Genomic DNA, 20,036 nt, shown 5'->3' on the forward strand with positions numbered 1-20,036 from the left:
CATCCGGTTAGCAGAATGCAACCACGTGCAAAAAGCGTGGAAAATCAAAGGGCGATTTGTCGTAAATCGCTCTTTCTTTTTGCCCTCTGATATGGTATACTTCAAATCGTACGCTGTAAAAAAGCTGAAAAATCAAGCGTATATCCAATCCTACTTAAAATTTATCACATTGCGAAGGAGTGAACTGAAATGATCGTTGTACTCAAGCAAAACAGCGACAAAGGACATGTCGAAAAACTGATGCAGCATTTCACGGATATGGGGCTGCGGATCAACTATTCCGAGGGCGCAGATACCACCATCCTGGGCCTGATGGGCGACACGACCCGGCTCGATGAAAGGGACATTATGGCGTATGACGTGGTCGAGCGTGTACAGCGCGTGACCGAGCCGTTTAAGGCCGTCAACCGCAAATTCCATCCCGAGGACACGATCATCGAGGTTGCGGGCCGCAAGATCGGCACCGGCTACTTCAATGTTATGGCAGGTCCGTGCTCGGTCGAGAACGAAGCACAGATCGTCGAGTGTGCCGAGCGCGTCAAGGCTGCCGGTGCATCCTTCCTGCGCGGCGGCGCATTCAAGCCGCGTACCTCCCCGTACTCGTTCCAGGGTCTGGAGGCCGAGGGTCTCAAGCTGCTGCTCGAGGCAAAGCGTCAGACCGGTCTGCCGATCGTCACCGAGATCATGAGTGAAAAGCACCTCGACCTGTTCGCGGATGTGGATATCATCCAGCTTGGTGCCCGCAACATGCAGAACTTCATGCTGCTCAAGGAGCTGGGCCGCTGCAACAAGCCGATCCTCCTCAAGCGCGGTCTGTCCGCCACCATGGAGGAGTTCCTCATGGCTGCCGAGTACATTTTCGCAGGCGGCAATACCAATGTTATCCTGTGCGAGCGCGGCATCCGTACCTTTGAGAAGCTGATCCGCAATAATCTGGATATCTCCGCTGTTCCGCTGGTTAAAATGTTCAGCCACCTGCCCATCATCATCGACCCGTCCCACGCAGCAGGCCGCCGTGATATGGTGCAGCCGCTGTCCCGCGCAGCCATCGCTGCCGGTGCTGACGGCCTGATCATCGAGGCGCATAACGATCCCGCACACGCCCTCTGCGACGGTGCGCAGTCGCTCGACCTCAACCAGTTTGATACCGTCATGAAGGACATCAAGCGCCGCGCCGAGTTTGAAGGCCGCACCATGATGCCGTAAAAGCAAACAATGCACAAAACCCTCTCTGAAAATCCAGAGAGGGTTTTTGTTTGCAGCGGAGAATGGAAAAGGAATCGTTTCATCTTCTTCCTGCATCTATAAATGTATACCTTGCCGCCCCCTGCGGTTTAGCCGGATGTAAGGTCTGTCAGCGAGCCAAAGGCATAACCCGCACTCTCCCACTTGGTCAGCAATTCATCGAGAATCCTCGCATTGGTCTCACTGGTGGAATGCAGCAGCACGATGGCCCCGTTATGTATCCGCGGAAGCAGCTTGGAGAATGCCTGCTCATCGGTCGGCTGATTATCCGTATACCAGTCCACATACGCGAGCGACCAGAAAACCGTGGTATACCCCAGCTCCTGCGCCTGCCGGAGATTCTCCTCGCTGAACTTGCCCTGCGGCGGACGATAAAATTTCTGCATCGGCTGACCGGTCAGCGCGGTGTATTTCTCCGCAAGACCGTTCAGCTCCGCCGTAAACGCGCTCTTATCCGCAATGCCGGACATATCCGGATGGTGCAGCGTGTGATTGCCCACAATATGCCCTTCTGCGGCCATGCGCTTTACGAGATCCGGTGCGGTATCAATAAAGTTTCCCACCACGAAAAAGCAGGCAGGCGCGTTATGCTTTTTGAGCGCATCCAGAATAGCAGGCGTGCAGCCGTTCTCGTAGCCCGCGTCGAACGTCAGGTAGATGGTCTTTTTGCTCGTATCACCGACGTAAAACGCGTTGTACTGCCGCAGTTCCTCGGCGGAGACATTACCGACCGGCGGCTGTCCCTCGGTCTGGAACGATAATCCCCAGTCACTGACAGATGCGTGAGATGCCTGTTCGGCGGCTGCCGGCTGAGCATTTTCGCGCGGAAACAGAATGAAAACCGCAGTCAGAACCGCAAAAGCGCTAAGTCCCACACCGATTCGGCGCAGACCCGTGCGTGTGATCGTGATAAACATAGCAGTGCCCTCCCTTGCTCTACCCTATGCGGCTGCATGGGCAATATGCCGATTTTTCTCTGCCAATTTGCGGCAGGTTACAGGTAGACAACCCCTACCGATTTCCTGTACAATGGTAGTAACACCAACATGAGGGGGTTACGACATGAAAAAGATGAAACGATTTGCCTCTGCGGCACTGGCGGCACTGCTGCTGGCAGGCTCTGCGCCGAGTGCACTCGCGCTGGACACCACCCCGCCGATGTACAAGCAGTTCGGGTGTGACAGCGCTGAGGAGTACATGGATGAGGGACCGGGCTACGGCATTTTCGATTATGATACGCTCAGCGACCATTATCGACAGCACTGGGAAGCCATCCTCAAGGATCCCAATATCGCAGTCGATTACTGGGGTTATGGCAGTCTGGAGGATATGTCCCTTGGGTGGAATGATGACTTAGAGGAATGCTATCGTGCAACGGCGTACAACATGACAATCGCCGAGGAATACGAACTCCGCTGTCAGACTTCCGTGCAGCTCAACGGCGCGTATGTCCACTTTGCGGACGCACAGCCGGAAAAGGTAAACGGGCGCGTGATGGTTCCCTTCCGCGCCATTGCCGAGGTGCTCGGCGCCGAGGTCACATATGACGCCGGAAAAATCACCGCGAAAAAGGGCGGCGAAACGCTGTCGTTCGCGCTCGGCGGCAAGCAGCTTACCGTCACGGACAGCGCGGGCAAAACCGTCAAAACCGTGCAGCTTGATACCGCGCCGTACAAAAAAGGCGGACGCACCTATGTTCCGGTGCGCTTTTTCGCGGAAGCGTTCGGACTGACCGTGCAGTGGGATCAGGATATGCAGACCGCCGTGCTGTATGACCGCGCGGCGCTTGTAAACGACATTGACAGCAAGTTTACCGTGCTCAACAAGTGGATCAAGGCGCAGCCGTCCACCGAAAACGCCAAGACGCTGCGCACGGTGGCGACGATCAGCGCGGCGTACACCGCCTTCGACACCATCGACGGCAACAAGGATTACAAGGTCGATGTCAAAGCCGAAATTCTGGCGAACGGACAAGCCATTGAAGCGACCGTGACCGTCGATCTGCGCGTGCTGGCGTCTTATTTCCTCGGCGATTCGCAGGCGGATGACGTACTCACCGCCGCACAGGCAGCCCTCCTGCGCAGTGCGCTGAGCAACGTCAAGCTCGAGCTCCTATGCAGCGCGGACAGCGGCGACCTGTATTTGAAGTGCCCTGCCGTGGCAAAGATTCTGGCGATGGACAAAACGGACGACGCCGATCTCAAGGCGCTGTCGAACGGCGCGTGGCTGCACATCAACTGGGCGGACAGCACATTCGGCGCTCTGTTCAGCGAAAATCTGAAGATTCTGAAGAACAATACCTTTGCCTCGGTGGGCGAACGTATCGTTGCCTCGAACGAATCCAACGTGACCGCATATGAGCTTGGCTGGGAGGATTTTTATCGCAACATAAAGAATGACGTAAACCGCCTGAACGACCTGCTGGGCGATGAACAATTCACCGCAAGCGGCTCGCGCTACACGGCAAAGCTCGACAAGCAGAATGACGACTACGGGCAAACCATGACCGGCAGCTACACGCTGAACACGGCGGACGGCTCGTTCTCGGGCACGCTCGAAAGCCGCTCCGATAGCTGGAACACCACCAAAACCGTGCTGACGTTCTCCGGCAGTGTGCAGAACTGCAAATTGAACGCGACCTACCACACCAAGAACACCGGCATTCTGTCGCTCGATATCACACTGACCACGACCGAATCCAGTGTCGAGCCGAAAAACACGCCGCCTGCAGGCGACAAAATCGTCGAATGGACGCAGCATGATTATTCCAATGACTGGGATTCTGTCAATCCGGACGGTTCTCTCGGATAACGCAGTATAAAACCATAAAGAAAGAGCAGATGCCAAGCATCTGCTCTTTTTTGTACTTTTTCGAAACTTAGCCGCGCAGCTGAGCGCCGAACTCGGTCTCGAGCGCCGAGATAGCGGCACGCATTGCCTTGTCGCACTCCTCATCGGTGAGGGTACGGTCGGGTGCGCGCAGGGACAGCGAATAAGCCACGGACTTCTTGCCCTCCGGGATGCCCTTGCCCTTGTAAACGTCAAACAGCTTGACGGATTCAAGCAGCTTGCCTGCCGCCTTCTCAACAGCGGCCTGCATGGAAGCCGCCGGAACGGCATCATCAACCAGAACCGCGATATCGCGGGTGGATGCCGGGAACTTGGGCAGCGGATGATACAGCTTCTCCGGGTCGATGGCGGCCAGCAGCGCGTCCATCTGCAGCTCGGCAGCGAGCACCTCGCCGGACAGGCCGTAGCGTGCGGCAACGGTCGGATGAATGGTGCCGAATACGCCGATCTCCTTGCCGTCAATGAGCACCTTGGCACAGCGGCCCGGGTGATAGGACGGGTTGGCCTTCTCGGGAGCGAAGGACGCACCCTTGATGTTCAGCTCACGCAGCAGCGCCTCGATGGCGCCCTTGAACTGGAAGAACGACAGGCGGCCGTAGCTGCCGAGGGTCAGGATCTTCTCCTCGTGCGGCAGTACGTCCGGGTCAGCCTTGCCATCCTTGACGGTCGGGGTGTAGATGGTGCCCAGCTCGTACAGCGAAGCGGTCGGGTTGCGGTGTGCGTGGTTGTGCGCCAGATTATCCAGCATGGACGGCAGCACGGTGGTACGCATCACGCTGAAATCCTCACCAAGCGGGTTGAGGATGGTGGTGGAGATACGGCGCGGGTCGTTCTCGTCCCAGCCGATCATGTCGTAGAACTTCGGAGAGATGAACGAGTGGCTCATGGACTCGTCAAAGCCCGCCTCGCGGCAAACCAGCGCGGCAGCGCGCTCCGCCTGCTGAGCCGGCGTGAACTCACCCTGTACCATCTCACCGGCATACAGCGTGGTCGGAATCTTGTCGTAGCCGTACATGCGGGCAACCTCCTCGGCTACGTCGCACATACGGTTGATGTCGGTGCGGAAGAACGGCACAACGACCTCGTTGTTCTCGATCTTGAAGCCCAGCTTCTCGAGCAGCTTTACCTGCTCCTCCGTGGACAGCTCCAGACCGAGCAGCGCGTTCATCTTGTCCGGCTCAAACGGCAGACGCTTGTGGTTCGGGTCGGAGTTGTCAACGTCGATAATGCCGTCGATGACCTCGCCTGCGCCCAACTGCTCCACCAGCTCGCACGCACGGTTGACCGCATCGAGGGTCATGCGCGGGTCAAGGCCCTTCTCAAAGCGACCGGAGGCCTCGGTACGCATGCCGAGCGCCTTTGCGGTGATACGAACGGTAGCGCCGTGGAAGTTTGCGGACTCGAAAACGACGGTCTTGGTGTCGTCCATAATCTCGGAGTTTGCGCCGCCCATAACGCCTGCAACAGCAACCGGCTTGTCGTTGTCGCAGATGGCGAGCATCTTGTCGCTCAGGTCGTGATCTACGCCGTCCAGAGTCTGGATGGACTCACCGTTGCGGGCACGGCGGACAACAATGCGGCCGTCGGACAGGCACTTGTAGTCGAACGCATGCATCGGCTGGCCGTACTCGAGCATAACATAGTTGGTGATATCAACGATGTTGTTGATCGGACGAACGCCGCAGGCATGCAGACGCTCGCGCATCCACGCCGGAGACGGCTCGATCTTGATATTCTTGACAATGCGGGCGATGTAGCGCGGGCACAGGTCGGTATCCTTAACCTCAACCGACATATACTCGTTGATATCGCCGCCCACGCCCTTTACCTCCGGGGTCTTGACGCTGAACGGACGGTCGAAGGTAGCCGCAGTCTCGCGGGCCAGACCGATCACGCTCAGGCAGTCCGGGCGGTTGGACGTAATCTCAAAATCGGAAACCCAGTCGTCCAGACCGAGCACCTTCTTGATGTCCTCGCCAACCGGGGTGCCGGCCGGCAGGAACAGGATGCCGTTCTCGCACGCATACGGTACGCAGCCGTGGGACAGACCCAGCTCCTGGAACGAGCACATCATGCCGTTGGACGGCACGCCGCGCAGCTTGCCCTTGGTGATCTTCACGCCGCCCGGCAGGGTGGACTTGTGCAGGCAGACCGGGCAGATCTCGCCAACGGACGCAGGCGTTACATTGGGTGCGCCGGTGACGATCTGCACCGGCTCCTCCTTGCCGACATCGAGCTGGCAAATCTTCAGATGGTCGGAATCCGGGTGATCGACAACCTCGAGGATCTTGCCGGTAACAACGTTGTCGATCTCCGCGCCGAGGTAGTAAACCTCCTCGACCTTGGAGCCGGACATAGTCAGCTTGGCATCATACTCCTTCGGGGTGATGCCGGTCATATCGGTATAATCCGAAAGCCAGGATAATGGCAGTTTCATTGATAGGAACACTCCTTTTGGTGTTATTGTTGTCCGTAGGGCGCGACGACTCGGCGCGCCGTATTTGCCGCCTGCATATACTTACGAGCGGCGCGCCGGGGTCGTCGCGCCCTACGATAATACGTATCGCTTGTAACATGCGGGAGAGTGCGGCGGGATGAGGTCATCCCGCCCTACGGGTGCAGGTTTAGAACTGGTGCAGGAATCGAACGTCGTTCTCATAGAACAGACGGATATCGTCGATCTTGAAACGGCCCATAACCATACGCTCCAGACCGATGCCGAAGGCGTAGCCGGAGTATTCATTCGGGTCGATGCCGCTCATCTCAAGCACCTTGGGGTGAACCATGCCGCAGCCGAGGATCTCGATCCAGCCCTCGCCCTTGCAGAGCGGGCAGCCTTCGCCGTGGCAGCGGTAGCACTGGATATCCATCTCCGCAGACGGCTCGGTGAACGGGAAGTGATGCGGACGGAAACGAACAACCGTGTCCTCGCCGTACAGCTTCTTTGCAAACAGTTCGAGGATGCCCTTCAGGTCGCTCATGCGGATGCCCTTATCGACAACCAGACCCTCGATCTGATGGAACAGCGGAGAGTGGGTTGCGTCAACGGCGTCCGAACGGTAAACACGGCCCGGCGCAATAATGCGGATCGGCGGCTTGCGCTTTTCCATCGTGCGGACCTGCATCGGAGAGGTCTGCGTGCGGAGCACAACGTTATCCGAAATATAGAAGGTATCCTGCGTGTCGCGTGCCGGATGATCCTTCGGAATGTTCAGCGCCTCAAAGTTGTAGTGATCCAGCTCAACCTCCGGACCCTCAGCGATCGAGAAGCCCAGACCGAGGAAAATCTCCTTGAACTCATCGAGCACGATGTTCAGCGGATGCTTTTTGCCGATGACAACATCCTCACCCGGCAGGGTAACGTCGATGGTCTCAGCCTCCAGCTTCTTCTCGAGCGCAGCCTGCTCGATCAGCTTCTTCTGCTTGTCAATGATGGTTTCGATCTCCGCACGAACGTCGTTGATCAGCTGACCAACAACCGGACGCTCCTCTGCAGCAACGTCCTTCATGCCCTTGAGCAGCGCGGTCAGCTCACCCTTTTTGCCGAGGAACTTAACGCGGGCCTCGTCCAGCGCGCGCGAATCCTTCGCGGCAGCGAGCTGCTCCTTCGCGGTCTGCAAAATGCCTTGCAGCTTTTCTTTCATACCAATTCTCCTTTGGAATGTGATTTTGTGATAGAGTGAAGGCGGATAGTTCGTAGGGCGTGACGACCTCGGCACGCCGTCTGAAATCATCAGCTGCCGTTCGATGCGGCGCGCCGAGTCGTCGCGCCCTACGGGTATCATCCATTACAGTGGTAATAAAAAACGCCTTCCGTCCCCGTAAAATAGGGACGAAAGGCGTAAAACTTCCGTGGTACCACCCTGATTCCCGAAAAAAATCGGGCACTCATTGAACGCCGGTAACGGAGCGTTACTTCGCCGGCGCCTACTGCATCTATTCAACACCGGTGCTCACAGGGGAACTTCGCGCCATACCTCGATAAACGGCTTGCAGCCATGGGACCGTTCTCTCTGAGAAAGAGGAACACAGCGTTACTTTTCCTGCTCATCGCATTGGAATATTCATAACAGAATTATTAAAACACATTTTGCAGGAAAATGCAAGAGGAAAACCGGATTTTTTCGTTAAAATGAAGATTTAACGTGATGTTTTCCCTTGTTTGTCGGTGCGCCGAGGTCGGCGCACCCTACGAGATAGATTGTACCAATTATTAAACCCGCAGGTGCCGTCCGTAACAACACACAAAAGCGTTGCGCGACACTGTCATCCCCCAGGGAACCCTCTCTTGCCCTTCGGGCAATTCATCTTGTGTCGCGCCTGCGTAGAGTAAACCGCCTGTGTAGCAGTAAACTGTCTGGCACTGCGAATAGGTAGAGAAATGGGAGCACACTGTGCTCCCCTACGGTAGGAAAAATCCTCTATCGTTCCTTTTTTCGCAGCGGTCACATATAGGAAATCTGCGCCAGACTCTCCAAGGGAAAGGGGAGATTCACAAGAGGGTGGAAACCGCAGGTGTCTACCCTCTTGTGCGCCCGCGCGGCGTCAGCGCACTCCCCGCTGAGGTGCAGCGAAAAACTCTCCGCCCGGAAAGGGCGAACACGCCTGCGGCAGTTCGCGTACCCCGCTCAGCCGGTGCTGAAAAAGGCTGCCGCCCGTTAGGGGCGAACCCGCTTACGCAGTTCGCGTGCCCCGATAAGTCGGTGCAGAAATGGTCTCTGCCCACCGTTAAAGCATAAAAAAAGGAACCCTTACGGGTTCCTTTTTGAAATCGCTCTTCCTTACCAGGATGCCTTGCGGACACCCGGAATCTGGCCCTTGTAAGCCAGCTCGCGGAAGCAGATACGGCAGATACCGAAATCACGCAGGTAAGCGTGCGGACGGCCGCAGATCTTGCAGCGGTTGTAAGCTCGGCTGGAGAACTTCGGCTTAGCCTGCTGCTTGAGAACCATCGACTTCTTAGCCATTTAACTTCTCCTCCTTACTTCTCAAACGGAGCGCCCATCAGAGTAAGCAGCTCCTTTGCTTCTTCATCGGTATTTGCAGTGGTGCAGATAACGATGTTCATGCCGCGGATCTTGTCGATCTGATCGTAGGAAATTTCCGGGAAGATCAGCTGCTCGTTCAGACCCAGAGCGTAGTTGCCACGGCCGTCAAATGCGTTGCCGTTGATGCCGCGGAAGTCGCGTACACGCGGCAGAGCTACGTTGAACAGACGATCCAGGAACTCCCACATGCGGTCACGGCGCAGGGTTACCTTAACGCCTACCGGCATGCCGTCACGCAGCTTGAAGTTTGCGATGGACTTCTTAGCGTGGGTGATGATCGGCTTCTGGCCGGAGATCAGGGTGATATCACGGACAATAGCCTCGATAACCTTGGAGTTACCGTTTGCTTCCTTACCGCAGCCGACGTTGATTACGATCTTGTCGAGCTTCGGGATCTGCATTGCGCTCTCGTACTGAAACTTCTTCATCAGAGCAGGCGCAACTTCCGCAGTATACTTTGCTTTCATATTCGGAACCATTTATTGCAACCTCCTCTTCTTAAAGCGTTTCGCCGCAGTGCTTGCACACCGTCAGCTTAGTGCCGTTCTCGGTGAACTTGTGCGCTACACGAGTCGGCTTGTCGCACTTCGGGCATACGCGCATTACCTTGCAGGCACGCAGCGCACCCTCGCGCTCGATGATGCCGCCGGTTTCACCCTGACGGCGGGGCTTGGTGTGGCACTTGATCATGTTCACACCTTCGATTACTACCATACCCTTCTTCGGGTTTACGGACAGGATCTTGCCGCGCTTGCCCTTTTCCTTGCCGGAAAGAACGACTGCGGTGTCGCCCGTCTTAACGTGCAAATTGTTCATTTGTTGGCGACCTCCTTACAGTACTTCCGGAGCAAGCGACAGGATCTTCATGTAATCCTTGTCACGCAGCTCACGAGCGACAGGCCCAAAGATACGGGTGCCGCGGGGGTTTTTGTCATCACGAATGATAACGCCAGCGTTCTCGTCAAAGCGGATATAGCTGCCGTCAGCGCGGCGCAGGCCCTTAACGGTGCGGACGATAACTGCCTTAACGACATCGCCCTTCTTTACGCCGCCGCCCGGGGTGCACTTGCGCACCGAGCAAACAACTACGTCACCGATGTTGCCGTACTTGCGTGCGGAGCCGCCGAGAACACGGATTACCTTCAGTTCCTTTGCGCCGCTGTTGTCAGCTGCACGCAGAAAGCTTTCCTGCTGAACCATGTGCTCTCCTCCTTACTTTGCCTTCTCGATGATCTCGACCAGGCGCCAGCGCTTGTCCTTGGACAGCGGACGGGTCTCCATCACCTTAACCTTATCACCGATGCCACACTCGTTGTTCTCGTCATGTGCCTTCAGCTTATAGGTGTGCGGAATAACCTTCTTGTACAGAGGATGTGCTACACGATCCTCAATTGCTACGACAATGGTCTTATCCATCTTATCGGAAACGACCTTGCCTACTCGCGTTTTGCGTAATGCTCTTTCGCTCATAATATTCGTTTCCCTCCCTTATGCCTTCTCCGCGATCTGCTTCTCGCGGATAACGGTATTGATACGAGCAATGTCGTGCTTGACTTCATTGATCTTGTTGGTGTTGTCGAGCTGATTGGTAGCGAGCTGCAGACGGAGGTTGAAGAGGTCCTTCTTCAGCTCACCGAGCTTTGCAGACAGCTCCTCAGCCGTCAGTTCTCTGATCTCAGATGCCTTCATCATGCTTCACCGCCATTCTTCTCACGGGCAACGAACTTGGTCTTGCAGGGCAGCTTGTGGCTTGCCAGACGCAGTGCCTCACGAGCAACTTCCTCGGAAACGCCTGCGATCTCAAACAGTACACGGCCCGGCTTAACTACTGCAACCCAGTACTCGGGTGCGCCCTTACCGGAACCCATTCGAGCACCAGCCGGATGCTTGGTAACCGGCTTGTCGGGGAAAATCTTGATCCATACCTGACCGCCACGCTTGGTGTAACGGGTCATAGCGATACGGGCTGCCTCGATCTGATTCGAGGTGATCCAGCACGGCTCGGTAGCCTGGATACCGAACTCACCGTTCGATACGAAGTTACCGCGGGTAGCCTTGCCGGTCATACGGCCGCGATGAACGCGACGATACTTAACTCTCTTAGGGAGCAGCATTAACGGTTGCCTCCTTCCTGACGGGGAGCACGACGCTCGCCACGGTTGAAGTCACGACGGCCGCGACGGTCACCGCGACGATCGCGGCGCTCGAATGCCGGCTTCGGAGCTTCAATGGAGCGACCCAGACGCGGACCGCCGTGGAGAACCTCACCCTTGTAGATCCATACCTTAACACCGATGCGGCCGTAGGTGGTCGCAGCTTCAGCAAAACCATAGTCGATGTCCGCACGCAGGGTCTGCAGCGGAATGGTGCCCTCGTGGTAATGCTCGGTGCGTGCGATTTCCGCGCCGCCCAGACGGCCGCCGCAGGAAACCTTGATGCCCTTGGCGCCCATGCGCATTGCACGGCCCATGGACTGCTTCATTGCACGGCGGAAACCGATGCGCTTCTCGAGCTGAGCTGCAATGTTCTCAGCAACCAGGGTAGCGTTGGTGTCCGGGTTCTTGATCTCGATGATGGAGCAGCGAACCTTCTTGCCGTACTTCTTGGTCAGCTCTTCTTCGAGCTTCTTGATGTCCTCGCCGCCGCGGCCGACAACCATGCCGGGACGTGCGCACTGGATCATGATCTTGATTTCGTCGTTCTTGCGCTCGATCTCGATCGCCGGAACGCCTGCGTCGTACAGACGCTTCTTCAGATCCTTACGGATCTCGTAGTCTTCCACGAGGAGGTCGCCGAACACATTGTCCTTAGCGAACCAACGGGAATCCCAATTCTTGATAACGCCGACACGGAGACCGTTCGGATTTACTTTCTGGCCCATTGATTACCCTCCCTTATTCTTTCTCGCCAAGAACCAGCGTGATGTGCGAGGTTCTCTTGAGGATTCTGAATGCACGGCCCTGTGCACGCGGCATAACGCGCTTCATGATCGGACCGGGACCGACGTGAACTTCCTTAACGTAAAGCTTGTCGGTGTTCATGCCGTGATTGTTCTCGGCATTGGCAACTGCGCTCTTGAGGAGCTTCTCCATCGGCTCGCATGCTGCCTTGGGGGTATTCATGATGATGGCCATAGCTTCGCCCGCATCCTTGCCGCGGATCAGATCGCAGATCAGCTTGATCTTTCGCGGGGTCATGCGTACGTTGCGTACAATAGCTCTTGCTTCCATGTTACTTTAACTCCTCCTTACTTGCCGTTATTGGAGGTCTTGCTGCCCGCGTGACCCTTGTAGGTACGGGTGGGAGCAAACTCGCCCAGCTTGTGACCAACCATGTCCTCGGTAACGTATACCGGAACGTGCTTGCGGCCGTCGTGTACTGCGATAGTATGACCGACGAACTCAGGGAAGATCGTGGAAGCGCGGGACCAGGTCTTGAGGACCTTCTTCTCGCCCTTTTCGTTCATTTCAACGACTCTTTTGATAAGCTCAGGAGCCACAAAAGGGCCTTTCTTAACACTTCTGCCCATATTAAGATAACTCCTTTCTTACTTGCCGTTGCGACGACGAGCGATCTGCTTGTCGGTGCGGTGGTTCTTCTTGCGGGTCTTGTAACCCATAGCCGGCTTGCCCCACGGGGTAACCGGAGACGGACGACCGATCGGGCTCTTGCCTTCGCCGCCGCCGTGCGGGTGATCACACGGGTTCATTACAGAACCACGAACGGTCGGGCGGATACCCAGATGACGGGTACGGCCAGCCTTACCCAGCTGTACGTTAGAATGATCAGAGTTACCAACAACGCCGATGGTAGCCTTGCAGTCCAGACGGACGTAACGCAGCTCACCGGAGGGCAGACGAACCATTGCCTTGCCGCCTTCCTTAGCCATCAGCTGAGCGCCGACGCCTGCGGAACGAACCAGCTGTGCGCCCTTGCCCGGGTACAGCTCGATGTTGTGGATCATGGTACCAACCGGAATGTTCTCAACCGGCAGGCAGTTGCCGGGCTTGATGTCGGCATCCTTGGAAGAAACGACCTTGTCGCCGATCTTCAGGCCCTCGGGAGCGAGGATATATGCCTTCTCGCCGTCCTCGTACTGAATGAGAGCGATGTTAGCGGAACGGTTCGGATCATACTCCAGGGTCTTAACCTCGGCGTAAACGTCGAGCTTCTGACGCTTGAAGTCAATGATACGGTACTTCTTCTTGTTGCCGCCGCCGATGTGGCGAACGGTGATGCGGCCGTAGCTGTTGCGGCCAGCGGTCTTCTTGACCTTTTCGAGAAGGCTCTTCTCGGGCTTCACCTTAGACAGACCCTTGTAGGAAAGCACAGTCATATTTCTGCGCGAGGGCGTCGTCGGGTTGAAAGTCTTGATAGCCATTTGGAATTTCAACTCCTTGATACGTTATTATCGGGGTGGCTTCCCCATACAATTACTTCGTTTGAAAACACGTTTTCAAACGAGAGAGGTTCCACCGTGCACAGCGCGGATGAAACCAAGGCTGCGAAAAGTTCCGACCAGCGAAACTTTTCTTCGCTCTTGTATAAAAACCGTGATACATGCTCCCGGTTTTTATGAATCTGCAAGCAGATTCTATTGAAAACCCGCTTCGCGGGAACACTCAGGCTCGCCTTAGCAGCCGAAGTGGTTTTTACATCATGTTCTCGAAGATCTCGATCTTCTTGGAGTCAGCGGTCAGGGTTACGATCGCCTTCTTGATGTCGGAACGCTTGCCAACGTGAACGCCCATGCGCTTCCACTTGCCCGGCAGCTTGATGGTGTTAACCTTGGCAACCTTAACGCCGAAGATCTCCTCTACAGCCTTCTTGATCTCTACCTTGCCGGCATCGATCGCTACTTCGAAGGTGTACTTGTTGTCCTGTGCGCCCATCATGGAACGCTCGGTGATGATCGGCTTCTTGATAATGTCGTATGCGTACTTCATTATGCGTATACCTCCTGCAGCTTCTCAACTGCTGCCTTGTCGATGATGAACTTGTCAGCATTGAGGATGTCGTATACATTGAGGGTAGACGCGATCGTGGTGCGTACGCCCGGGATGTTTGCCGCAGACTTAACTACGTTGGTGCGAACTTCCGGAGTAACTACCAGGCTCTTGCCGGTTGCCTCAACTGCGTTCAGGAAACCAACGAAGGACTTGGTCTTGATCTCGCCCATATCCAGGCCATCGATTACGATGATCTCGCCTGCTGCTGCCTTTGCAGACAGAGCGGACAGCATAGCCAGACGCTTGGTCTTCTTGGTCAGGCTGTAGTTGTAGGAACGGGGCTTCGGGCCGAGGGCAATACCACCATGGGTCCACTGCGGAGAGCGGATAGAACCCTGACGAGCACGGCCGGTGCCCTTCTGACGCCACGGCTTGATGCCGCCGCCACGAACCTCGGCGCGGGTCAGCGTGGACTGAGTGCCCTGACGCTGGTTAGCCAGATAATTCTTTACTGCAGCGTGTACAACGGTCATGTTCGGCTCGATACCGAAAACAGCCGCGTTCAGCTCCATCTCGCCGGTCTTCTTACCGGTCATATCAAAAACTGCTACTGTAGGCATGATTTGCTCCTCCTTCCCTTACTTTCTTGCGGAAGCCTTCTGCGGGTTCTTGCTGATGCCAGCCTCGCCCTTGGCAACCTTGTTGTTCTTAACGGTGTTCTTCAGCACTACGATGCCGCCCTTCGGGCCCGGAACTGCGCCGCAAACGGCGATCAGGTTAAGCTCAGCGTCAACCTTTACAACGTCCAGGTTCTGAACAGTAACCTGCTCAGCGCCCATATGACCCGGCATCATCTTGCCCTTCATGATCTTGGACGGATCAGAGCAAGCGCCCATAGAACCCGCATGGCGGTGTACAGGGCCGGTACCGTGGGTTTCCTTCAGGCGGGATGCGTTGAAGCGCTTGATTACGCCAGCGTAGCCCTTGCCCTTGGAAGTGCCGGTAACGTCAACATAATCGCCGGTAACGAACATGTCAGCCTTAACAACATCGCCGAGCTGGAACGGAGTGCAGTCCTCAAAACGGAACTCCTTCAGGTACTTCTTCAGGGAGTCGCCAGCCTTCTTCAGGTGACCCTTCTGGGGCTTGTTCAGACGAGCTTCCTTAACATCCTCAAAACCGAACTGTACAGCATTGTAGCCGTCCTTCTCTTCGGTCTTGAGCTGAGTTACAACGCAAGGACCTGCTTCGATTACGGTGCAGGGAATAACCTTGCCGTCAGCATTGAAGATCTGGGTCATACCGACCTTCTTGCCGATGATTGCTTTGTTCAGCATTTGTTTTTCCTCCTTAAAGGTTATTGGTTGACGGCATTTGACCGCCAACATGACCTCGCCGCGCGTGTCGCGGCAGGGCTTCAAACCGCCGGTGGGTTAATCCGGTCAGCTTGTTAACTTAAATTAGAGCTTAACCTCGAACTCGACGCCAGCCGGCAGGTCGAGAGTGGTCAGAGCCTCGATAGTAGCCTGATTCGGGTTGATGATGTCGATCAGGCGCTTGTGGGTGCGGCGCTCGAACTGCTCACGAGAATCCTTGTACTTGTGAACAGCACGCAGGATGGTAACGATCTGCTTCTCGGTCGGCAGCGGGATCGGGCCGGAAACCTTAGCGCCGTTGCGCTTAGCGGTCTCGATGATCTTCTCTGCGGACTGGTCGATCAGCTCGTGATCATACGCCTTCAGGCGAATGCGAATCTTCTGTGCGTTTGCCATTGTGGAATTTCCTCCTCGTATGTGTGCCATACATTAAATAATGTTTTGACTCGCTACGGAGAGAAACTGCAACTCCGCCGTGCGTATCACGCAACAGGCATGAAAATAACCGGGCGCACTGACTCCGCAGCGCAACAATCCGGTCACGATAAGAAACGTAAGTGGTTCAAACCATCGGCTTGACGGCGCACGCGCCGCGAGTCCCGAATTTACGCATGAACATTGCGTTTTTGCTGAATATCTGAATTCAGCTGATAGCAGTTATCTCAACCGCCCGATTGTCGGACCTACTCCACCGAAGTTACCTGCTCATAGCAGCAATCTCCGGTATCATCGCGTTTTGACTTGCTCTCGCAAGTTCTTATACATAGTACAATACTTTCGGAGAAAAGTCAAGTGTTTGCACAAAATTTTCAGCGATTTTTTGTTGAAATCGGAATTTTTCGCGTTATGCACAAAAACAGACCTGAAAACCCTCGTTCCAGGTCTGTTTTGCCCAATCTCAATCGGTAACAACCGCTAAGATCCACGAATCTGCATGGCTGTCGATCGTCAGATCGACCTTATCATAGGCAGTCACCGTGCAGCCCGCCCGTTCTACTATCTGCAGAGTCTTTTCGAGCGTTTCCATACTGTTGTCCAGCCGGAACCACGAAACGCCGTTCTCCTGTGCAAGCAGCTCACCATCAATATCCGGCAGGCTTCTGCCGCCGATGGCCACATAGCAGTACGCGGTGTGTGTGCCGTGCAGGCTTTGCGGGAGCGCGAGCACCGGACTGGTCTGCACCTGTACCGACTTCTCAATAATCGGCTCAGGCGCTGCAATCGACTGATCGTTGTCTGCATACTGCTCAGCATCAACGCCCGCATCGCTCTGCGCATTCGCCGCAGAGTCCTCGCCGGTGTCATTCTGTCCGCTGTATGCGCTGCCGTTCATACTCTGCGAAGCCGTGCCGCTCTGCTGCACGCTTGAATTCGATGCTCCGCTGTCCGACGTATCGGTATTCCTCTGTACGGACTGCTCGATCTCATCCTGCATACCGCCGTTCATCGTGCAATCTCCTGCGTCCGCCGAAGCGGAATCCGCTGCCGTCGTGCTGCCGCTGCCTACCGTGCTGAACGCGGGCATCAGTCCGCCGCCGAGCACGACCAGCACGACAACCGCCGCAGCGGCCACCATCGTAAACGCCGGCAGACGGCGCATCGGCTTTTGCGGCGCGACCACCCGAACGGTTTCCTCCTGCCGCAGACGTTCCATAATGCTGTCATGCAGTCCGGCCGGCGGCTCGGTTTCGTCCACCGCCAGCATACTGTGCATCTGCTCCAGATCCTCTTTCAGCGCGGCGCACGATGGGCACTCTGCCAGATGCTCCTCCAGCTTTTGCTTTTCGGAATCGGTCAGGGTTCCGTCCACACTGTTCGAGCAAAGCTGTTCAAAATATTCCTCCTCATTCATGCTCCTCGCCTCCTTCCATATCTTTAGACGAAGGCAAATGAAAAAGGTTCCCTCGTTTGAGTAAAATTTTGCGTAAAGCGATGCGTGCGCGTGACAGCCGCGACTTTACCGTACCTTCGCTGACCTCGAGTATCTCGGCGATCTCGGTGTAGCTCATGCCGGAAACGTCCCGCAGCAGAACGATTCTGCGGTGCTCGTCGCTCACCTCATCGAGCGCGGCGGCAAGCTCGCGTCCCAGCTCGCTGTTCTCCAGGTGCTCTTCGGGAGATGGAGCCGTATCCGGAAGCGGCAGTTCGCGTTCCTCGTCATCCTCGCCCTGTACGAGCGGCTGCGTCGGCGGCTGGCTCTGCTTATGCCGCGCGTAATCGACGCACTGGTTCATCGTGATGCGGAACAGCCAGGTCGCAAAGCCGCTGTCCCCGCGGAAGTTCTTCATCGAACGCCATGCCCGAAGGAAAACCTCCTGCGTGATATCTGCGGCATCCTCCGGCGAGCCGGACGAGCGCAGCGCGATGGCATACACGCGCTTTTCGTAGCGCGTCACCAACTCCTCAAAGGCGGAAAGCTCGCCGCGCCGCGCCTGCGCCACAATATGCTTGTCATCCACTGCGTCTCCCCTCCCTTTCTCTTACCTTATTATTATACATTCTCCTTCACCGAAACGAAGGCTTTCAGTTCGTCTGCGATTTCATACAGGTCACTCAGCTTGGTGAGTGCGCAAATGCGGTTCTTGAACGTCTTGACACCGCTTTCCCGCTTGAGATAGCAGTTAACGTGTCGGCGTGCCTCGAGCATGGCGATATGCTCGCCCTTCTGCTCGGCGGCAAGCTCAATCTGCCGCACGGCCGTGTCAATGCGCTCCGCGAACGGCGGCAGCGCCGGACAGATGCCGGTCTCGAGCAGTGCATTCGCCCGTTCGAACAGCCACGGATCACCGAGCGAACCGCGCCCGATCATCACGCCGTCCGCGCCGGTGTGTGCGAGAATGCGGACCGCGTCCTCGGGTTCGGCCACATCTCCGTTGGCGAACACCGGAATGCAAACCGCCTGCTTGACTTCACGAATCGCATCCCAGTCGGCGGTGCCGCTGTACTGCTGCGAGCGCGTGCGTCCGTGCAGCGTGATCGCTGCCGCGCCGGACTGCTCAGCCATTTTTGCAAATTCCACGCAGTTGACGCTTTTTTCATCCCAGCCCTTGCGGAACTTGACTGTTACCGGTACATCGACCGCGTTTACGACCGCTGCAATCACCTCGGATGCCAGCTCCGGGTCCTTCATCAGCGCGGAGCCGTCACCGTTGTTCACGATCTTCGGCGCCGGACAGCCCATGTTGATGTCGATGATATCACAACCGGATTTCTCCAGCGCCAGTTTCGCGCCTTCGGCCATCGTGTCCGGCTCGTGCCCGAAGATCTGGGCAGCCGCCGGATGCTCGTCCGCACCGAGTTCAAGCAGACGCGGCGTTTTCTTATCCTGATAGCACAGCGCCTTTGCGGAGACCATTTCGGTCACGGTCAGCGCCGCGCCGTGCTCCCGGCAGATATGGCGGAATGCAAGATCGGTCACGCCTGCCATCGGTGCAAGCGCCAGTTTTCCGTTGATTGTTACGTTGCCGATCTGCATATCGTTCCTCCGTCTTATACATTATATAACGGTGTATATTTTACCATAACACGACTGCAAATGCAACGTATAGAATGGATTCACCCATTTCCCGACCAAAAAACGCAAAAACAGGGTAAATCCGAGGATTTACCCTGTCGATATATTCGGTTACATGACCATGCTGAGAATCTTCTCGCTGAAGAAATAGCCGAACGAGATCAGTGCGGTATTCCACACGGCAATGCCTGCCGCAGACCAGCCGACGAACCACTTGACCGGCATGCGGAGCAGTCCGGCCGGAATGGAAACAATGGTGCGGATACACGGGATCACGCGGATGATCGCCAGTCCGCGCCCATGCTGTGCGTCGATAAATTCGTGGCATTTACGCACGAGCGACTTAAATTTCTTGCTCCTGCCGAACAACTTCTCCATCACCGGTTCGCCGCCCCAGTAGCACACGGCGTAGATGACCAGACTGCCGAGCACACCGGCGATCACGCTCAGAAAAACCGTCAGCGGCAGCGACAGCTCGCTCCGGGCAATCAGCACACCGACGCACGGCATGATAACGCCTGCCGGAAATCCGGGCAGGTTCATATATTCGCAGAAAACCACGGCACAGACCAGGATCAGTCCGTACTGGTTGAACAGCTGAAAAAAGGTTTCGGCCGTCATAATAGCCGCCTCCGTTTGATCTATAGTAGGCGAAAACCGAAATTTTCGTCTGTATACTATAGTATACCAACCAAAACCGGAGGGTACAAGAGAACGGCCGCTCATTTTATAATCTGTTTACAAAACGAGCGCCGTCAGCGCCCATATAGTGCCGATGAGCAGTGCGCCTGTGCAGAATCCGGCCAGCAGAGAAAGACCGTCCGCCTTTCTTCTCGACCGCCGTCTGCGCGGCAGATAGCTGTTTGCGATGCGGCAGGCCTCGCGCACCATGTCGCCGCGCGGCGCATTGTAGTCCCGCACAAGGAAAATAGCCTGCTCGAACAATTCCGGCTGCTCCGGCTTGACGACAATGACGCGGCGGCTGACGCCTCGTACCATACAGATTCCTCCTCTCTTTGTTCCATCATTCCCCTCTTTCGTAATTTTATACCAG

Annotated in this window: 25 protein-coding genes and 1 other annotated feature; of the genes, 2 read left to right on the plus strand and 23 right to left on the minus strand. The window is 56.2% G+C overall.

The features are described 5' to 3' along the window. Nucleotides 1–189 precede the first annotated feature (189 nt). Nucleotides 190–1,206: a 3-deoxy-7-phosphoheptulonate synthase gene (gene aroF, locus DW724_RS07170; protein ID WP_118728918.1), complete on the plus strand. Its 1,017-nt coding sequence runs from the start codon at nucleotides 190–192 to the stop codon at nucleotides 1,204–1,206. 128 nt (nucleotides 1,207–1,334) lie between these two features. Here aroF and DW724_RS07175 read toward each other — a convergent pair whose 3' ends face one another. Beyond that, nucleotides 1,335–2,162, minus strand: a complete 828-nt coding sequence (locus tag DW724_RS07175; RefSeq protein WP_118761090.1) for a polysaccharide deacetylase family protein — start codon at nucleotides 2,160–2,162, stop codon at nucleotides 1,335–1,337. Nucleotides 2,163–2,307: 145 nt separating this feature from the next. Between DW724_RS07175 and DW724_RS07180 the strand changes: the two genes are divergently transcribed. Then, the gene (locus DW724_RS07180) at nucleotides 2,308–4,056 is read left to right on the plus strand and encodes a copper amine oxidase N-terminal domain-containing protein (protein WP_118761091.1); all 1,749 of its coding nucleotides are present in this window, start codon (nucleotides 2,308–2,310) and stop codon (nucleotides 4,054–4,056) included. A 67-nt stretch (nucleotides 4,057–4,123) separates the two neighbouring features. Here DW724_RS07180 and pheT read toward each other — a convergent pair whose 3' ends face one another. The 22 genes from pheT to DW724_RS07290 all read right to left on the minus strand — a co-directional run bounded on the left by pheT (nucleotide 4,124) and on the right by DW724_RS07290 (nucleotide 19,981). Continuing rightward, nucleotides 4,124–6,532, minus strand: a complete 2,409-nt coding sequence (gene pheT, locus DW724_RS07185) for a phenylalanine--tRNA ligase subunit beta (RefSeq protein ID WP_118761092.1) — start codon at nucleotides 6,530–6,532, stop codon at nucleotides 4,124–4,126. A 187-nt stretch (nucleotides 6,533–6,719) separates the two neighbouring features. Next, nucleotides 6,720–7,739, minus strand: a complete 1,020-nt coding sequence (gene pheS / locus DW724_RS07190; protein WP_110435200.1) for a phenylalanine--tRNA ligase subunit alpha — start codon at nucleotides 7,737–7,739, stop codon at nucleotides 6,720–6,722. A 181-nt stretch (nucleotides 7,740–7,920) separates the two neighbouring features. Beyond that, nucleotides 7,921–8,155: a binding site (T-box leader), on the minus strand. A 721-nt stretch (nucleotides 8,156–8,876) separates the two neighbouring features. Next, the gene (locus DW724_RS07195) at nucleotides 8,877–9,062 is read right to left on the minus strand and encodes a type Z 30S ribosomal protein S14 (RefSeq protein ID WP_110435201.1); all 186 of its coding nucleotides are present in this window, start codon (nucleotides 9,060–9,062) and stop codon (nucleotides 8,877–8,879) included. Nucleotides 9,063–9,076: 14 nt separating this feature from the next. Continuing rightward, on the minus strand, nucleotides 9,077–9,622 hold the full coding sequence (rplE, locus tag DW724_RS07200) for a 50S ribosomal protein L5 (protein ID WP_117555184.1): 546 nt from the start codon (nucleotides 9,620–9,622) through the stop codon (nucleotides 9,077–9,079). Between the two features lie 19 nt (nucleotides 9,623–9,641). Continuing rightward, nucleotides 9,642–9,959, minus strand: coding sequence for a 50S ribosomal protein L24 (gene rplX / locus DW724_RS07205; RefSeq protein ID WP_110435203.1), 318 nt, complete (start codon nucleotides 9,957–9,959; stop codon nucleotides 9,642–9,644). A gap of 15 nt (nucleotides 9,960–9,974) precedes the next feature. Beyond that, complete coding sequence (gene rplN, locus DW724_RS07210) at nucleotides 9,975–10,343, minus strand: 50S ribosomal protein L14 (protein ID WP_116704662.1); 369 nt, start codon at nucleotides 10,341–10,343, stop codon at nucleotides 9,975–9,977. A gap of 12 nt (nucleotides 10,344–10,355) precedes the next feature. Further along, nucleotides 10,356–10,613 (minus strand): 30S ribosomal protein S17, encoded by a 258-nt coding sequence (gene rpsQ, locus DW724_RS07215; RefSeq protein WP_054326963.1) that lies wholly within the window; start codon nucleotides 10,611–10,613, stop codon nucleotides 10,356–10,358. Nucleotides 10,614–10,631: 18 nt separating this feature from the next. Further along, a complete protein-coding gene (rpmC, locus tag DW724_RS07220) occupies nucleotides 10,632–10,832 on the minus strand; it encodes a 50S ribosomal protein L29 (protein ID WP_110435205.1) in 201 nt (66 codons plus the stop codon). Beyond that, nucleotides 10,832–11,257 (minus strand): 50S ribosomal protein L16, encoded by a 426-nt coding sequence (rplP, locus tag DW724_RS07225; RefSeq protein ID WP_110435206.1) that lies wholly within the window; start codon nucleotides 11,255–11,257, stop codon nucleotides 10,832–10,834. Before rplP ends, rpmC begins: the two co-directional genes overlap by 1 nt. Next, nucleotides 11,257–12,024 carry a 30S ribosomal protein S3 gene (gene rpsC / locus DW724_RS07230; RefSeq protein WP_116704663.1) on the minus strand — a complete coding sequence of 256 codons (768 nt, stop codon included), beginning with the start codon at nucleotides 12,022–12,024 and terminating at the stop codon, nucleotides 11,257–11,259. Before rpsC ends, rplP begins: the two co-directional genes overlap by 1 nt. 13 nt (nucleotides 12,025–12,037) lie before the next feature. Further along, entirely contained in the window at nucleotides 12,038–12,373 is a 336-nt protein-coding gene (gene rplV / locus DW724_RS07235; protein WP_118478296.1) for a 50S ribosomal protein L22, read from the minus strand. A 17-nt stretch (nucleotides 12,374–12,390) separates the two neighbouring features. After that, nucleotides 12,391–12,672, minus strand: coding sequence for a 30S ribosomal protein S19 (gene rpsS / locus DW724_RS07240; protein WP_110435209.1), 282 nt, complete (start codon nucleotides 12,670–12,672; stop codon nucleotides 12,391–12,393). A gap of 18 nt (nucleotides 12,673–12,690) precedes the next feature. Next, nucleotides 12,691–13,524, minus strand: coding sequence for a 50S ribosomal protein L2 (rplB, locus tag DW724_RS07245; RefSeq protein ID WP_118478294.1), 834 nt, complete (start codon nucleotides 13,522–13,524; stop codon nucleotides 12,691–12,693). Between the two features lie 271 nt (nucleotides 13,525–13,795). Next, nucleotides 13,796–14,089 (minus strand): 50S ribosomal protein L23, encoded by a 294-nt coding sequence (gene rplW, locus DW724_RS07250; protein WP_110435211.1) that lies wholly within the window; start codon nucleotides 14,087–14,089, stop codon nucleotides 13,796–13,798. After that, nucleotides 14,089–14,712, minus strand: coding sequence for a 50S ribosomal protein L4 (gene rplD, locus DW724_RS07255; RefSeq protein ID WP_110435212.1), 624 nt, complete (start codon nucleotides 14,710–14,712; stop codon nucleotides 14,089–14,091). The genes rplW and rplD overlap by 1 nt, the downstream gene beginning before the upstream one ends. A gap of 18 nt (nucleotides 14,713–14,730) precedes the next feature. Beyond that, the gene (gene rplC / locus DW724_RS07260) at nucleotides 14,731–15,426 is read right to left on the minus strand and encodes a 50S ribosomal protein L3 (RefSeq protein ID WP_117491440.1); all 696 of its coding nucleotides are present in this window, start codon (nucleotides 15,424–15,426) and stop codon (nucleotides 14,731–14,733) included. Nucleotides 15,427–15,552: 126 nt separating this feature from the next. Continuing rightward, nucleotides 15,553–15,864, minus strand: coding sequence for a 30S ribosomal protein S10 (gene rpsJ, locus DW724_RS07265; protein ID WP_054326972.1), 312 nt, complete (start codon nucleotides 15,862–15,864; stop codon nucleotides 15,553–15,555). 502 nt (nucleotides 15,865–16,366) lie between these two features. Continuing rightward, entirely contained in the window at nucleotides 16,367–17,320 is a 954-nt protein-coding gene (locus DW724_RS07270; protein ID WP_118761093.1) for an anti-sigma factor family protein, read from the minus strand. Further along, entirely contained in the window at nucleotides 17,313–17,927 is a 615-nt protein-coding gene (locus DW724_RS07275; RefSeq protein ID WP_118761094.1) for an RNA polymerase sigma factor, read from the minus strand. Before DW724_RS07275 ends, DW724_RS07270 begins: the two co-directional genes overlap by 8 nt. 32 nt (nucleotides 17,928–17,959) lie before the next feature. Further along, nucleotides 17,960–18,943, minus strand: coding sequence for a tRNA dihydrouridine synthase DusB (gene dusB / locus DW724_RS07280; RefSeq protein ID WP_118761095.1), 984 nt, complete (start codon nucleotides 18,941–18,943; stop codon nucleotides 17,960–17,962). Between the two features lie 150 nt (nucleotides 18,944–19,093). Next, the gene (locus tag DW724_RS07285) at nucleotides 19,094–19,603 is read right to left on the minus strand and encodes a DedA family protein (RefSeq protein WP_158574603.1); all 510 of its coding nucleotides are present in this window, start codon (nucleotides 19,601–19,603) and stop codon (nucleotides 19,094–19,096) included. Nucleotides 19,604–19,720: 117 nt separating this feature from the next. Next, entirely contained in the window at nucleotides 19,721–19,981 is a 261-nt protein-coding gene (locus DW724_RS07290) for a hypothetical protein (RefSeq protein WP_118359703.1), read from the minus strand. Nucleotides 19,982–20,036 lie beyond the last annotated feature (55 nt).

The sequence above is a fragment of the Butyricicoccus sp. AM27-36 genome (assembly GCF_003480945.1).
GTDB lineage: Bacteria > Bacillota > Clostridia > Oscillospirales > Butyricicoccaceae > Agathobaculum > Agathobaculum butyriciproducens.